This is a genomic window from Streptomyces sp. NPDC059037, assembly GCF_042740015.1.
Classification (GTDB): domain Bacteria; phylum Actinomycetota; class Actinomycetes; order Streptomycetales; family Streptomycetaceae; genus Streptomyces.
This window is the reverse complement of the sequence record NZ_JBHYIG010000270.1, coordinates 1-13,386: the sequence shown is the minus strand read 5'-3', so window position 1 is coordinate 13,386 and position 13,386 is coordinate 1. Positions and strand designations below refer to the sequence as shown.

15 protein-coding genes are annotated in these 13,386 nt (G+C 70.0%); 4 read left to right on the top strand and 11 right to left on the bottom strand.

The window, feature by feature from the left end; translation table 11 throughout:
• Positions 1 to 128: 128 nt before the first annotated feature.
• The 9 genes from ACFWY6_RS36945 to ACFWY6_RS36905 form a co-directional block, all read right to left on the bottom strand.
• Positions 129 to 446 (bottom strand): hypothetical protein, encoded by a 318-nt coding sequence (locus ACFWY6_RS36945; RefSeq protein WP_384700009.1) that lies wholly within the window; start codon positions 444 to 446, stop codon positions 129 to 131.
• 220 nt (positions 447 to 666) lie between these two features.
• On the bottom strand, positions 667 to 1,929 hold the full coding sequence (locus tag ACFWY6_RS36940) for a glycosyltransferase (protein WP_384700007.1): 1,263 nt from the start codon (positions 1,927 to 1,929) through the stop codon (positions 667 to 669).
• Positions 1,930 to 2,176: 247 nt separating this feature from the next.
• Positions 2,177 to 3,859: a ribosomal protection-like ABC-F family protein gene (gene abc-f, locus ACFWY6_RS36935; protein WP_384700005.1), complete on the bottom strand. Its 1,683-nt coding sequence runs from the start codon at positions 3,857 to 3,859 to the stop codon at positions 2,177 to 2,179.
• 160 nt (positions 3,860 to 4,019) lie between these two features.
• Positions 4,020 to 4,622 (bottom strand): HutD family protein, encoded by a 603-nt coding sequence (locus tag ACFWY6_RS36930; protein ID WP_384700003.1) that lies wholly within the window; start codon positions 4,620 to 4,622, stop codon positions 4,020 to 4,022.
• Between the two features lie 129 nt (positions 4,623 to 4,751).
• Entirely contained in the window at positions 4,752 to 5,669 is a 918-nt protein-coding gene (locus ACFWY6_RS36925) for a pentapeptide repeat-containing protein (RefSeq protein ID WP_384700001.1), read from the bottom strand.
• A 74-nt stretch (positions 5,670 to 5,743) separates the two neighbouring features.
• Positions 5,744 to 6,856 carry an ABC transporter substrate-binding protein gene (locus ACFWY6_RS36920; protein WP_384700000.1) on the bottom strand — a complete coding sequence of 371 codons (1,113 nt, stop codon included), beginning with the start codon at positions 6,854 to 6,856 and terminating at the stop codon, positions 5,744 to 5,746.
• Positions 6,857 to 6,971: 115 nt separating this feature from the next.
• A complete protein-coding gene (locus ACFWY6_RS36915; RefSeq protein ID WP_384699998.1) occupies positions 6,972 to 7,754 on the bottom strand; it encodes a class I SAM-dependent methyltransferase in 783 nt (260 codons plus the stop codon).
• Between the two features lie 52 nt (positions 7,755 to 7,806).
• On the bottom strand, positions 7,807 to 8,328 hold the full coding sequence (locus ACFWY6_RS36910; RefSeq protein ID WP_384699996.1) for a hypothetical protein: 522 nt from the start codon (positions 8,326 to 8,328) through the stop codon (positions 7,807 to 7,809).
• Positions 8,329 to 8,354: 26 nt separating this feature from the next.
• Positions 8,355 to 8,924 carry a helix-turn-helix domain-containing protein gene (locus tag ACFWY6_RS36905; protein ID WP_384699994.1) on the bottom strand — a complete coding sequence of 190 codons (570 nt, stop codon included), beginning with the start codon at positions 8,922 to 8,924 and terminating at the stop codon, positions 8,355 to 8,357.
• Between the two features lie 91 nt (positions 8,925 to 9,015).
• On the opposite strand from ACFWY6_RS36905, the gene ACFWY6_RS36900 reads away from it, so the two are divergent.
• Positions 9,016 to 9,642 (top strand): class I SAM-dependent methyltransferase, encoded by a 627-nt coding sequence (locus ACFWY6_RS36900; RefSeq protein ID WP_384699992.1) that lies wholly within the window; start codon positions 9,016 to 9,018, stop codon positions 9,640 to 9,642.
• A gap of 94 nt (positions 9,643 to 9,736) precedes the next feature.
• On the top strand, positions 9,737 to 10,231 hold the full coding sequence (locus tag ACFWY6_RS36895) for a DinB family protein (protein ID WP_384699990.1): 495 nt from the start codon (positions 9,737 to 9,739) through the stop codon (positions 10,229 to 10,231).
• A 20-nt stretch (positions 10,232 to 10,251) separates the two neighbouring features.
• Here ACFWY6_RS36895 and ACFWY6_RS36890 read toward each other — a convergent pair whose 3' ends face one another.
• Positions 10,252 to 10,872 (bottom strand): hypothetical protein, encoded by a 621-nt coding sequence (locus tag ACFWY6_RS36890; protein WP_384699988.1) that lies wholly within the window; start codon positions 10,870 to 10,872, stop codon positions 10,252 to 10,254.
• A gap of 130 nt (positions 10,873 to 11,002) precedes the next feature.
• On the opposite strand from ACFWY6_RS36890, the gene ACFWY6_RS36885 reads away from it, so the two are divergent.
• Entirely contained in the window at positions 11,003 to 11,545 is a 543-nt protein-coding gene (locus ACFWY6_RS36885; protein WP_384699986.1) for a GNAT family N-acetyltransferase, read from the top strand.
• Positions 11,546 to 11,579: 34 nt separating this feature from the next.
• Here ACFWY6_RS36885 and ACFWY6_RS36880 read toward each other — a convergent pair whose 3' ends face one another.
• Entirely contained in the window at positions 11,580 to 12,584 is a 1,005-nt protein-coding gene (locus ACFWY6_RS36880) for a LysR family transcriptional regulator (protein WP_384699983.1), read from the bottom strand.
• 217 nt (positions 12,585 to 12,801) lie between these two features.
• On the opposite strand from ACFWY6_RS36880, the gene ACFWY6_RS36875 reads away from it, so the two are divergent.
• On the top strand, positions 12,802 to 13,386 hold a 585-nt coding region (locus ACFWY6_RS36875; protein ID WP_384699981.1), incomplete at its 3' end, for an iron-containing alcohol dehydrogenase.

Genomic DNA, 13,386 nt, shown 5'->3' with positions numbered 1-13,386 from the left:
GCTCGGGGGGGCCCGCCCCCACCCCCCCCCCCAGCTTAACCCCCCCCCCCACCCCGCGCCCCCGCCCCCCATAGGGGGCCGGCCCCCCCGCTCCCGTGTTCAGCTGTCGATCATCTCCTGACGGTGTCTCAGCAGACCGCGGTCCGGTCGTACCGTCCACCCAGCGTCTGGAAGAACGCACTGTGCTTGTTCGGGATGGACTGGCAGGAGGTGTCACGCCAGTTGTGGACGATGATCCTGATCCGCATGGTCTTGCCGCAGTTGTTGTACGGCCAGGCCTGCATTCCGCCGTCGGCGTTGTTCACGTAATGGCGCTCGATACACGCAGGCGCGGTACCGCCCGCGGCGGCCTGTGCAGGAGCAGCCACTGCCGAAGTCGCGCCCAGTGCACCTGCCACCATGACAGCGGCCGAGCCGATCATTGTCTTGTGCTTCATCGTCAGCATTCCCGTATCCCCCATTTCTGTTCGGTGCTTTCTGTTCCGTCCGTGCGCGCTGTTTCCCTTCCACACGTACGGAACTGGTCGCCACCGAAACTACGGAATGCACGGACCACTGGCGTCACGTCCAGGTTTGACATTCGCCGTAAACCATTGCGGTAGGGCCGTACCGCCATGGTTGGAGGCCCAATGGCGCCAGGGAATTGGGGAGTTGCGGCTACCGTCGTCAAGGGATGCTGTTGCCGGAAGGGGCGAACCGCTCAATGGCCGTGAGCACTTGGCGTGCGCCGTCTTCGCGGGCGAGGGCGGCGGCGATGTCCCGGGCACGCGCGCGCAGGGCGGAGCTCTTGACCGCCGAGGTCAGCGCTGAGGAGAGGCGTTGCGCGGTCAGGTGCTGGTAGCGCAGCGGGCGCGGTGAGACGCCCAGGGTGTGGAGGCGGGCCGCCCAGAAGTGCTGGTCCAGCTGGACCGGGACGGGGACGGAGGGGACTCCTGCGCGCAGCCCGGCCGCGGTGGTGCCGGCGCCGGCATGGTGGATGACGGCTGCGGTCCGGGGGAAAAGCCAGGCGTGGGGCACTTCCTGCACAGTGATCAGGTCGTCGTTCTCGGCGTGCAGGCCGCTCCAGCCGGCCTGGATGATGCCGCGTACTCCCGCGCGGCGCATGGCGTCGGCGAGCAGGGTGCTCAGCCGCTCGGCGTCGGCGGTGACGAAGCTGCCGAAGCCGGCGAAGACCGGTGGCGGGCCCGCGTCGAGGAAGTCCAGCAGCCGCCGGTCGGGCTCCCAGCCGGGTGGAGTTTGGGGCCACCAGTAGCCGCAGACCTCGTGCCCTTGGGGCCAGTCCGTCGGGCGGGGGACGATCCGCGGGCTGAAGCCGTGCAGGACACTGCGCCCGCGTGGCAAGCCCAGCATGCCGCCGAACCTCCGGCGCGGCAGGCCCAGTTCGCGGCGCAGGGCTCCGACGGCGGGGGCGAAGATGCGGTCGGTGCCGGCCCACAGGGCGTAGGCGGCAAGGAGGTTGCCTTGCGATCCGAACGAGCGGCCACCGGCGAGCATCGGCGGAAAGGCGCCTGTGGGCTGGACCGGCTGGAGGTAGACCCCGATGCTCGGCAGTCCCAACGCCTCGCCGAGCGCCGCGCACATGGGATCGGTGACCGTTGAACTCAGCACGACGTCGGCGCCTTGCCGTACGGCGTCCGCGACGCCACGCGTCAGCCGGGGCATGAACGCCCGTGCCATACGTGCCACTCGCGCCATGGCCACGGGCGGGCTGACCGCTCTGGCAAGACCCTGGCCGACCTGCGAGGCCAGCTCCTGGCGCGGATCGACGGGCAGGGCCCGGAAGCCGAGTCCGTGGGCGGTCACCGCCTGTTCGAACCGCTCATGGGTGGCCAGGGTCACCTCGTACCCCACGGAGCGCAGCCGCACGCCAAGTCCCGTATAGGGGGCCACATCGCCCCAGCTCCCTGCTGTCACGATCAGTACGTGCATGGTGACAGGATGTCAGGTGGCGCTGTGCGGCTGCGCAGGGATCCGCCGGGCGGTACGGTGCGATGCCGTTTCTGTCACGCTCGACGCGGTGGAGGCGGCCGCCGGAAGGCGGCGGTGACATCACTCGTCGATGCCAGTCCGCCATCCCGCCTGTGAACGGCATCGGCGACGGCCAGTCCCAGATCCCGTCCTGCTTCGACAGCCGCATCGCAAGGGCTGTTCATGCAGGAACGCTCGCGGGCGAGGGTCAGCATCTGCGGCCACGGCGCAACTCCAGCCGCTCACCCGGGAAGCGCTCGCGGAAGTCGCGGTCGTGCGAGACCGTGACCACCGCCCCTGGGTACGCCGCGAGCGCCGCCTCCAGGTCCTCGACCAGGTCGAGCGCGATGTGGTTCGTCGGCTCGTCGAGTACGAGAAGGTCCGCGGGCCGGGTCACCAGCCTCGCGATCTGCAGGCGACGCTGCTGCCCCGCGGACAACAGCGCGACCGGGACGTCCAGATCCTGCTCACGGAACAGCCCCAGCGCCAGCAGCTGATCGGCGTACTCCTCCGGCGGCCCCGGATGCCCGGCCGCGTAGGCGGCGAGCAGCGGGAGCCGCGTGGAGCGCGCGGGCAGCTCCTGCGCCAGATACCCGATGCGTGCCGGTCGGCGCACCGCCCCTGTGTCCGGCTGGAGGTCGCCCGCCAGGACGCGCAGCAGCGTCGTCTTGCCTGCCCCGTTCTCGCCCGTGACCAGCAGCCGCTGCCCGGCCGCGATCGTAAGGAGCCCGTCCAGACGCAGCCGCTCGCCGACGCTTACGCCGTCGAGCGCGGCAATGGGTTGCCCTTGTCCGCTGCCGCTTGAGTGAAGACGAGTGCTTTCGGAAGGGTCCTCCACCAAATGCATGGCGCCCGCCGCCGTGAACCGCAGCGGTTCGGGTGGCGCCGCCACCGGGTTGCGCCGCAGGTGGGCCAGCCGCTCCCGGACGGAGCGCACCTGCCCGCCGAGCTTTGCCTCATGCGAGCGGCGGTGCTTGCCGAAGCCCTGCTGTGGGTCCTTGCCGGTGGTGGCCAGTCGCTTCCCGGCGGCCTCAAGCAGATCCTCCGCGCGGGCCACCTCCTCGAGCCAGGTGGCGTATTCCTGTTCCGCGCGGCGTCGGGCGGCGGCCTTCGCGGTGCGGTAGCCGGCCCAGCCGTCGCCGTACCGGTGCACCGTGCGGGCGTCCCGGTCGACCTCGAGGATCGTGGTGGCGATGCGCTCCAGGAAGCCGCGGTCGTGGGTGACCGCGACGACGGTGCCGCGGTGCGCGCGCAGGTGCTCCTCGAGCCAGTGCACGGCCGCCGCGTCGAGGTGGTTCGTCGGCTCGTCCAGGAGCAGCAGTTCTGGGGCTGCGGCCAGCACGCAGGCGAGTGCGAGCCGCGACTGCTCGCCGCCGGAGAGCGAACCGAGCACGCGCTCGCGGGTGATCCCGGCGAGCCCGAGCCCATGCAGGGCGGCGTCCACGCGGGCGTCCGCCTCGTATCCGCCGCGTTCCTCGTACGCGTTCAGGAGGTCGCCGTACGCGGCGAGTTCCTCTTGCGATGCCTCGCCGAGATGCTCCTCGGCCGTACGCAACTGCCGCTCCATGTCGCGCAGTTCGGCCAGCGCGAGATCGACGGCGTCCTGCGCGGTGCAGTGGGGGTCGAGGTCGAGGGTCTGGGCGAGGTGGCCGATGCCTCCGGAGAAGCTGACGGTGATCTCCCCGGCGTCCGGCACCTCGGCCGCGGCGAGGAGCCGCAGCAAGGTGGACTTGCCGGAGCCGTTCTCGCCGATGACGGCGGCCTTCTCGCCCGGGCGGACGGTGAGATTGACCTGGTCGAGGACGATCCGGGCGCCGTAGGACTTGGTGACGTCTTTGACGGACAGCTGCGCCACGGCAGCGGGCACAGCGGTATGGGCGCGTTCGCGCATATGACTTTCCCTGGGAATGCGAAGGGTCTACGGGCGGCAGAAACGGCGGCGTCGGCCGTGCCCGGACTCAGAGAAAGTAGAAGAAAGCCATGCCCGCACTATACAAGACGTTTCGTCTCGTCACCACTCGTGGGAGCCGCTGGATCCGCGGCCCCGACCGTCAGCGTGCCGCGGTGATCCTGATCTCGGCCACCGAGCCGTCGCCCCGTAGAGTCAGCGCCCCCGGGCCCTCGTGGCGTACGCAGTCGAGACGGCCGAGCGCGGTCTCCCGCCCGTCCGGTCCGCCGACGGCGATCCCCTCGGTGGCGGTCATGACGAGCAGGGTCTCGCCCTCGGCGCACACCATCTCCGCTTCCTGTGCGGCGGCGACGGTGACCATCCGCACCCGTGCCGTGGCCCGGCCCCTGCGGGTCATCACATTCATGTCGCGCACCGCGCCCCCTTCCAGCCGGCAGTCCGTCACCGCGTCGCCGGAGAAGGCGAAGGGGCTCAGCGGGCCGACCGGCTGCGGTGTCCCGTCCACGGTCAGCACCATGCCTTCGCCCTCGACCAGGGTGATCACGCGGTCGATTCCGGGAAAAGAAGAGAAGGGGCCTCCCGCATCCACGTCCGCGATGCTCACCCGCCAGTCGAAGCCGTCCGCGGGCTCCGCCGAGGCCAGGGGCGCCTGCACGGCACCCGACGCGACCTCCCGGGTCGTGCCGCCGCCGTTCTTCCACGGCATGCTGCGGTATTCGCTCCAGCGCAGAACAGCTCCGCCCATCCGGCGCCGCCTCCCTCTTCCGTCGTACGTCGGGCCGCCTTCACCGGCGTACCAGGCACGTGATCACCGAGTCCGGGGCCAGACTACGTGCCGACCGCGGGCAGAGGGCGGGGGGAGGCACCCGCCGGTTCAGTCCTCCGCCCTGAGCTTTCGGGTGATGCGGTGAACGAAGGCATCGGCTTCTGCCGGTGTGATCTCGACGTGGTCGTAGTCGTTGTGGCCGAGATAGTAGCGGCGCAGGTACTCCGTCGGTTCCCAGCGCAGGTTTCGGGTGAAGGCGTCGTCGCGGACGGTGGTTCCGGCCTGACGGCGGCGCACGATGCCTGCCGGATTGCCGCGCGGGAACTCCTCACAGATGCACGCGTAGTACGTCGTGGTGTCTGCGGGCGAGTTGAGGACCTCCACCGTCGCGCCTCGATCAGCGAGCCACAACTCGAGTTCCAGACCGTCCAGTTGGCGCCGGTCGTCGTGTTCGGCGACGAAGGCGGGCCCGAAGATGCTGCCGTGCAGACCCTGGAGCTCGGTGCGTTCGTCGAGGACGACCTGGAAACTCGTGCGAGCCACGCCGGCTCCGGTCAGGTCGGCGCCTTCCAGCCGAGTGGCGCCGAGCAGCGAGGCGCCGTCGAGGCGCGTTTCCCTGAGCCGTGCTCCGCGGGCATCGACCGCGTACACGTCCGCGCTGCCGAGATTGGCTCCCGTCAGGTCCGCATCGCGCAGCACGGTCTCGGTCAGCTCGGCCTTGACCAGGCAGGCCCCCGTCAGTACCGCTCCGGTGAGGTCCGACCAGCCGAGGTTCGCCCGGTATAGATCCGCTTTCCGCAGCAGGATGCCGCGGGCGGTCGACGGGCAGAACAGCGCGCTGCACAAGTCGGCGCCGGACAGGTCGGCCCCTGAAAGGTCCAGGTGCGTGGCGTCCAGGGTGACATCGGCGTCGGCTGCCGCCCATTGGGCAAGGACCTCAGCTGCCGCGGCGTCGACCGGCGGCACGCGCACGTGCCGCCCCGCAGCGCCGGCTGGTGTGGGCGAGGTCTCTTCTGTATCCGTCACTCCCCGAATATACGAACCTCATCGCCCGGCGGGAGTTCGGCCCTCGCGAGCATCCGGTGCGCCACGCGAGACTCTCAGCCCGCGTGAAGGATCCGAAAGCGATCGGGTTCCGCCGGATCTCGGTCAACGACTTGGATGGGCGGCCGATCCCATTGCCACACGCTGATGCCTGGCGTGCGTGAGAACTGGATCTGGCCGCGGGTGCCTTCGACTGCGACGTGCGGCCAGGATTCCGCGGTACGCGCCCGATCCACGCCATGAGTACGCAGCACGTCCGCGAGGACGGTGATCGTGTCGTAGCCCTCGAAGGCGACGAAGGAGGGTGCTTCGGCCAGCTGTTCGCGGAGGGTTTTCTCGACTCGTGCGCCGAGTGGGGTGAGGCGCTCGGGCAGGTAGCGCAGGAACGGGATCGCGGCGCCGTCGTCGCCCAGCAGGGTCGCCCATTCGGCGAACTCCGGTTGCCCGGCCGGAGCACCGATCATGGTCTCGGCGAGGCGCTGGTCCCGGCGGACGGACTTGACGATCGGCACTGCCGGCTCCGGGTGGCCGACCAGGACGAGGAGTGCTGTCGCGCGATGAGCGACGAGTTCGTCGCACAGGGCCGTCGGGTCGAGCGTGCTCATGTCGAGTTCGGTGACGGTGCCGCCGCGTGGAGCGAGGTGGTCCCGCAGGATGCGGGTCCCAGTGGCCCAGTAGACGCTCGGCTGTGTTGCTACCGCGATGCGGCTGTGGCCGGTGCTGAGGAGGAAGTCCGCGTAGATCTGCCAGCCGCGTGACTGTGGCGGGGCGAGGCGCGCCACCCATTCCGTCGGCTCGTCGGTGAGCGCGTCGAGCACCGCTGACGAGCAGAGGAACGGCAGGCCGATGGCGTCGGCCCTGGCGGCAGCGGCGCGGGCGACGACGCTGTGATACTCCCCCGCCAAGGCGGCCACGCCCAGGCGAGCCAATTCGTCCACGGCCGCCGCGGCCCTCTCCGGATCAGCTGCCGTGTCCCGGACGACCAGCTCGACTGGCTTTCCGCGGATCCCTCCGTCTTCATTGACATCGCGTACGGCCAACTCGAGTCCAGCGAGCAGGTGTTGGCCCGCCTCGGCCCAGCCGGGCCGGGTCAGCGGAACGAGAGCGCCGATCTGGACGGTTGATCCGTCAGTCCGCTCCGCTGCCGGTGGCGATGGTGGCGTGCTCATGCGTCTGTCTCCCTGATGTGACGATGCGGTTGCCGTCGGCCCGGACAACAGTGCGGCAAGGACCTGCAGTACGCCACCACTTAATGGTCCGCCACTTAATGGTCCGCGGGGGCCTTCACAGCTTCCGGACGCGCAGTACGCCCGTCAGCATCGGCAGCGTGAACTCCCCGTGGGCGGTCTCCGGTGTGCCGGCGAGGAATCCGCGGATCCGGGCCAGCGTGGCCTCTTGTTCCTGTTCCGGCATGACCAGCATCCCCGCGCGCGTCGCGATGGTCGCGACGAGAGAGTCGCCGGTGCGGCGCTGCCCGTGCGGGAACTCGACCTGCTCCGGTGAGCCGAAACGAGCGGCCGTGCCGGACTTCTTCGGCAGGTGCATCTCGGCCGTCTCGGCACGCCAGCCGGCGGGCGTGTCACGTGGGCCGATGGCCGCGCTGCCGCCGACCCGTGCGAGCCCGGCGATCCACTCGACCTGGTCGTCCATGAGGTTCCACAGGCCGGCCAGAATGCCGCCGGGCGCGAGGACTCTGGCGATCTCGGGTCCCGCGACGGTCATGTCGAACCAATGCATGGCGTTGCCTGCCAGCACGGCATCGACGGACGCGTCCGGCAGCGGGATCGACTCGGCACTGCCCGACAGGGCGCGGACGCCCGGCAGCGAGCGGCGCAGCTCGGTCAGCATGGCCGGGTCGGGCTCGACCGCGATGACTTCGGCACCCAGTGCGACCAGCGTGGCGGTCAGCTTGCCGGTTCCGGCACCCAGGTCGAGCACGCGCGGGCCGGGCGCGGGGTCGAGCGCCCAACGCACCGCGGCCTGGGCGTAGTCCGGACGGTGCTCGGCGTAGGCGGCGGCCGCTGCGCCGAACGACGAGGCGTGACGTAGCACTTCATCCTGATCCACACGGTCACCGTATCCGTGCCGGAAGTCGCGAGCGGGGCGATCGCGAATCTGGTCAGTTCCGGCAGTCGGCGACCCGTCGGCCGATCTGTTCAAGGAATTCCTGGATGGATGCTGCGGCGACCTCGAATTCGTGGAACCAGGAAGCCGTGGTCGACCTCCAGACTCGTCCGCTGCCTGCCACCGCGAAGAGATGGCCGCCACCATCACTGGCGAAGACGATGCCGGGCGATTCGTCGTCGACCTGGACGGCACCGTACTCGCGGAAGTGCGCGGCGACCGTCGATGCGGAGTGAATGAAGTATCCGTTCTCGACATCGGGCCAGGAGATCTCGCGAACCACCCAGTAAAGGGTGGTCAGGTCGGAGGGGATCGGCGTCAGGTCCACGAGTGCGTCCGTCGCCTCGTGGCTCTCATCTGTCGCGAGGATGATGGCGTTCTCGTCCGGCGGGAAACCATGGGTCTTCAGGAACTGGGTCTTCAGGAACGAAGACATCACCGCTCCGAGCGCCGCCGAAGTCTGCTCGCACCAGCCTCGCAACCACTCCAAGTCCAGCCGTTCACCAGACACGTTCATGCTCCTTGGCACGCCCCTCAGGCCCGTCATCCGCGAGCCTGGGCGCGCGGACCCTGCATGTCGAACAGGACGAGAAGTTCCACCGCTCCGCCGTCCGCGCTTCCCAGCCAATGCGGCAAAGACGTGTCCCACTCGGCGACGTTGTCCGCTTTCACCGTCAGATCGCGTTCTCCGACCACCAGTCGCAGAGTGCCATGGAGTACGTAGACCCATTCGAAGCCCTCGTGCGTCTGCAATGTCGGTTGGAGTGGCTCCGGTCGTGCCGGAATGAGCATCTTGAAGGCTTGTGTTCCGCCCGGCCGCCGGGACAGGGGCACGAAGGTCATGCCGAACCGCCGGATCGGCTTCAGGTGGATTCGGGGGTCGCCGGCGCGCGGGGCGCCCGCGAGATCGTCCAGCGGGATGTCGTACGCATGGGACAGATGCAGCAACAGTTCAAGGGTTGCCCGGCGCCGGCCGCTCTCCAGGCGGGACAGGGTGCTTTCCGACACTCCGGTGGTCGCGGACAGATCAGCCAGGGTGATACCGCGCGCCAGCCGCACCGCCCGCAGTCGCGGTCCGACCGCGTCAAGCACTTCTTCCATTGCAGGGTCCATGGGGCCAGCTTGCCGAAACGGCAAGGAGCGACGCCACATTGCGACACGTCGACTGAGACTGGCCCCACGGAAACCGAGCGGAAGGAACGCAATGGAGACCTCTGACGCGGCAACGTACTGGGACAAGGTGTACGCGCAGCGGCCCGCGCCTGCTGACCCGCAGCCGAACGTCCGCCTCGTCGAGACAGTCACCGCACTGCCCCCAGGGGACGCGCTGGACCTCGGATGCGGTGGCGGCGGCGACGCGCTGTGGCTCGCGAGCCGGGGCTGGCGGGTCACCGCCCTCGACGTCTCGGCCGTGGCGGCGACGCGGCTCGACCGGCTGGCTCGCACGCGCGGCCTCAGCGACCGGATCACCGCCAAGCAGCACGACGCTCGCGCCTCGCTGCCCGGACTGCGCTTCGATCTGGTCACCGCCCACTACTTCCACACTCCCTACGGGCAAGACAGGGCCGGCATCCTCCGCTCCGCGGCGCACCTGCTGCGTCCCGGCGGGCGGCTCCTGGTCGTCGACCACGGGTCGACTGCGCCGTGGTCGTGGAATCAGGACCCGGACGTGCGCTATCCGACTCCTCAGGAGGTCGCGGCACTGATGCGCCTCTCTCCCGCGCAGTGGACGGTCGAACGCGCGGATGCGCCACGTCGCACCGCGGTCGGCCCCGACGGGCGCACCGCCGAGGTCATCGACCACGTCCTGCTCATCCTCCGGAACGAGTGACACCGCCCCGCGGGCCTCCCACACCAGCGAGCCCTCCACAACCACAAGAGCGAGCACCTCACAGGAGCGAGCACCCCACGAGAAGGAGCAGGCCATGCCCACTTCCGCCCGCCGCAATGACACCCCGCCGCCCCGTACCGCGAACAGCGAGTCTGATGTCCTGCGCGGATTCCTCGACTATCTGCGCGCCTCGATCGCCGCCAAGGTCGACGGAGCCGCAGAACCCCAAGTCCGGGCGGCCGCAGTGCCGTCGGGCACGAGCCTGCTCGGCCTGCTCAGCCATCTGATCGCCGTCGAGAGCGCGACGTTCCTCGGCGAAAGGGTCGCTGACTGGCAGGCGACGTTCCAGCCGGACCCCGCGGACAGCGTCGCCGACGTCGTCGCGCGCTACCGGGCAACCGTCGAACGCGCGAACAAGGTTCTCGACGCCTGTACCGATCTCGGCGCACCGCTCCCCCGTCCGGGGCGTTCAGGCCGTCCGTCGCCGAGCGTTCGCTGGGCGCTCACCCACATGATCGAGGAGACCGGCCGCCACGCAGGGCACGCCGACATCATCCGCGAACTCGTCGACGGCGCCACCGGACGCTGAGCCCGCCCCGCTGGAGAGGCTCAGGAGCGGAAGCCGATGACGCCGAATCCGGGCCGTGCCGCCGCGTGCCGCAGCCACCCCAGGCACTGCATGACGGCCTCGACGATCTCGGGCTCCAGGGGCGGGGCCTGACCCGAGGCATCAACAGCCCGCTTGGTCGCCTCGAACTGCTCCAGCGCCCGCACGCACTGTTCATGTGTCCACTCGCCGCAGCTCGGGGTGTCCGTCCACGGCAGGGGTTCGGGCAGCGTGCCGTAATCGAAGTCCGCCACCGACACCGCCGTGATGCCCAGGGCGGTCAGTCCTTCGTCCACGTCGGACAGCCAGCTGCCCCGGTGCGGAGTGAAGCAGGAGTTGTCCAGGAACGAACCCGTCAGATCACACACCCGCTTGTAGGCGTAGCCATATTGGAAGGCGTGGTTCTTGTCGTCGCTGAAAGGCCCCCCGTGCACGACCGCTGTCAGCGCCTCGAACGCGGTGGGTGCGCCGTTCTGGATCGAGTGGGCGAACTCGGAGTCGGCATGGGCCAGTTGGTCGCCGAAGCTGTCGCGTATCACCGCGAGCAGCTCGCCGTCGCGGGAACCGACCAGGGCGCGGGTCGCGGTCACATCGAGCAGGTAGACACTCAGAGAGGAACTCATGCCACAACCCTAGACACGGCCACTGACACTGACGCCGGCGCTCGCGGTGAAGGAGATCTGAACTCTGCGCCGACTGCGACGACCCCCTATTCGCTTGCCGCCGACCGACCCGGTCGGATAGGAATCTTGCATGCTCAGGGGCAACAAGGTCGGGCTCAGGGCCCGCCACGAGGACGACATCCCGGTTCTGCGGACCGAGCTCTACGACGACGTGGTCAACGGCTCACGGGCCGATGCCTCGCCGTGGCGGCCGATCACGCCCGACTCGAAGGATCCGCGGCTCGTGGTGGACGAGACGAACCAGGGACTCGTCCAGTTCTCCGTGGTGGAGCTGGAGGGCGACGCCCTGGTCGGCACCGCGACGCTGTGGGGCATCGACAACCACAGCCGGTCCGCCCACATCGGTCTCGGGCTGCTGCCGTCCGCCCGCGGCAAGGGCTACGGCACCGATGTGGTCGCGGTGCTTTGCCACTACGGCTTCGTCGTGCGCGGCCTGCACCGGCTGCAGATCGAGACGCTGTCGGACAACGCCGCGATGCTGCGCTCCGCCGAGCGCAACGGCTTCGTCCGCGAGGGTGTACTGCGCTCCTCGGCCTGGGTGTTGGGCGAGTTCCTGGACGAGGTGCTGCTCGGGCTGCTCGCGCAGGACTGGAAGCCGGACTCGAAGGGCTAGGCCGAGGTCCATCAAGGCCTAGTCATTGGAGAAGTCACTCGCCGCGCCCAGGGGTCTTGCCCGCACGTTCCGGGAGCAGTTCCGCCCTGTGGTCGGCGACTTCCTGCCGCAGGGCGGCACGCACGGCCCGTACGGCGGGGTGGGTGACCGCCTCGCGTCGCAGGGCCAGGGTGATGGGCAGCCGGATGTCGACCTCGTGGGCAAGGAGCCGCCGCAGCTGCGCCCGGTGGGCCAGGAAAGCCGGCAGTACGCCGATGCCGGCGCCCAGGCGGGTGGCCTCCAGCTGGGCGAAGACGTTCGTGGAGGAGAACGCGGGGGCGGCGCCCGGCAGATGGCGTTCGATGTCGAGATCGCCGACCTGGAGCATCGACTCGATGTAGAAGATCAGCGCATGCTCCCCCAGGTCGGCGCGTGTCCTGGGGGATCCGCACCGGGCGAGGTACTCGTCGCTGGCGTACAGGCCCAGCGTGTAGTGCGTGAGGTGTTCGGTCACCAGGCGGTTGCCCGGCGGCCTGCCGATGGCCAGGGCGAGATCGAAACCGGACGGGTGCAGGGTCAACTGCCGTGTCGCCGTGATCAGTTCGACCTGCAGCCGGGGATGGTCCCGGCGGACGCGGGCCAGCGCGGGCGTGGCGAAGACCGTGCCGAAGCCGTCGGGGGCGCACACCCGCACCGTGCCGTGCAGCGACGGCGTCTCCTGGCCGGACACCGCGTCGGCGACCCGGGCCAGAGCCTCCTCGATCGCCCGTGCGTCCTCCGAGACGGCCCTGCCCGCATCCGTCAGGACCCACCCTTCGGCGCCCCGTTCCATCAGACGCACGCCAAGGCTCTTCTCCAGCGCGGCGATCCGGCGGGAGACGGTGGTGTGGTCGACGCCCAGCGCGTCGGCCGCCGAGACCAGACGCCCCGTACGGGCGACGGCCAGCAGGTGGCGAAGGTCGTCCGCGCGCAGCTTGCGTGGATCGACCGTCCCGCGGCCGGACTCCACAGGCAGGGTCGGCTCGCTCGCAGCCGGGTGGGGACGTGGACAGGGGCGCACGAGAGCAACGTATCTGCATAAGTGCACACCGTGTGTGCGTCATTGGCGATTGAACGCACACCGGCGCAGGGGGCACAGTCGAACAGGCCCGGCCAGAACCGCCCCGGCCAATTCGCCCCTCCCCCGATACTTCTCCCCTTCCTTCCTCTTCCTTCCTCTTCCTTCCTCCCAACGTCGCGAGGTCTGCATGGTTGCCAGCCTGTCCCTGCCAAGGATCATGCGCGTCGGCCGCGGTGCCGCCGACGAACTGGGCGACGTCATCACGGGGTTGGGGCTGAGCCGGCCCCTCCTGGTCACCGACGCGTTCCTGGAGCAGACGGGCGCGGCGGAACGCATGCTGGCGACACTGCAGAAGGCCGGGCTGCACCCGCGGCTGTTCTCCGGCACGGTGCCCGACCCGACGACCGACTCCCTTGCCCCTGGACTGCGGGCGCTGCACGACCACGAGGCGGACTCGGTGATCGGGTTCGGCGGCGGCAGTCCGATGGACACCGCCAAGGCCCTGGCCCTGCTCGGCGCCCAGGGCGGCCAGATGCGCGACTACAAGGCGCCACGCGTCAACCTCGGCCCCGCGCTCCCCGTCATCGCGGTCCCCACCACCGCCGGCAGCGGATCGGAAGCAACCCAGTTCACCGTCATCACCGACAGCGCCACCCAGGAGAAGATGCTCTGCCTGGGCCCGGCGTTCCTGCCGCTCGCCGCCGTCCTCGACGTCGAGCTGACCCTGTCGCTATTGGGGGGGGGGGGGGGCCCCCGCGCCCGCCCCGCCCCGCGCGCACGCCCCCCAGCCGCACGGCGTCTC

What these genes read in the sequence shown, in the direction of transcription:
- ACFWY6_RS36945 (WP_384700009.1), bottom strand. Translation starts at nt 446, where the DNA reads ATGCTGACGATGAAGCACAAGACAATGATCGGCTCGGCCGCTGTCATG.
- ACFWY6_RS36940 (WP_384700007.1), bottom strand. Translation starts at nt 1,929, where the DNA reads ATGCACGTACTGATCGTGACAGCAGGGAGCTGGGGCGATGTGGCCCCC.
- abc-f (WP_384700005.1), bottom strand. Translation starts at nt 3,859, where the DNA reads ATGCGCGAACGCGCCCATACCGCTGTGCCCGCTGCCGTGGCGCAGCTG.
- ACFWY6_RS36930 (WP_384700003.1), bottom strand. Translation starts at nt 4,622, where the DNA reads ATGGGCGGAGCTGTTCTGCGCTGGAGCGAATACCGCAGCATGCCGTGG.
- ACFWY6_RS36920 (WP_384700000.1), bottom strand. Translation starts at nt 6,856, where the DNA reads ATGAGCACGCCACCATCGCCACCGGCAGCGGAGCGGACTGACGGATCA.
- ACFWY6_RS36910 (WP_384699996.1), bottom strand. Translation starts at nt 8,328, where the DNA reads ATGAACGTGTCTGGTGAACGGCTGGACTTGGAGTGGTTGCGAGGCTGG.
- ACFWY6_RS36905 (WP_384699994.1), bottom strand. Translation starts at nt 8,924, where the DNA reads ATGGACCCTGCAATGGAAGAAGTGCTTGACGCGGTCGGACCGCGACTG.
- ACFWY6_RS36900 (WP_384699992.1), top strand. Translation starts at nt 9,016, where the DNA reads ATGGAGACCTCTGACGCGGCAACGTACTGGGACAAGGTGTACGCGCAG.
- ACFWY6_RS36895 (WP_384699990.1), top strand. Translation starts at nt 9,737, where the DNA reads ATGCCCACTTCCGCCCGCCGCAATGACACCCCGCCGCCCCGTACCGCG.
- ACFWY6_RS36890 (WP_384699988.1), bottom strand. Translation starts at nt 10,872, where the DNA reads ATGAGTTCCTCTCTGAGTGTCTACCTGCTCGATGTGACCGCGACCCGC.
- ACFWY6_RS36885 (WP_384699986.1), top strand. Translation starts at nt 11,003, where the DNA reads ATGCTCAGGGGCAACAAGGTCGGGCTCAGGGCCCGCCACGAGGACGAC.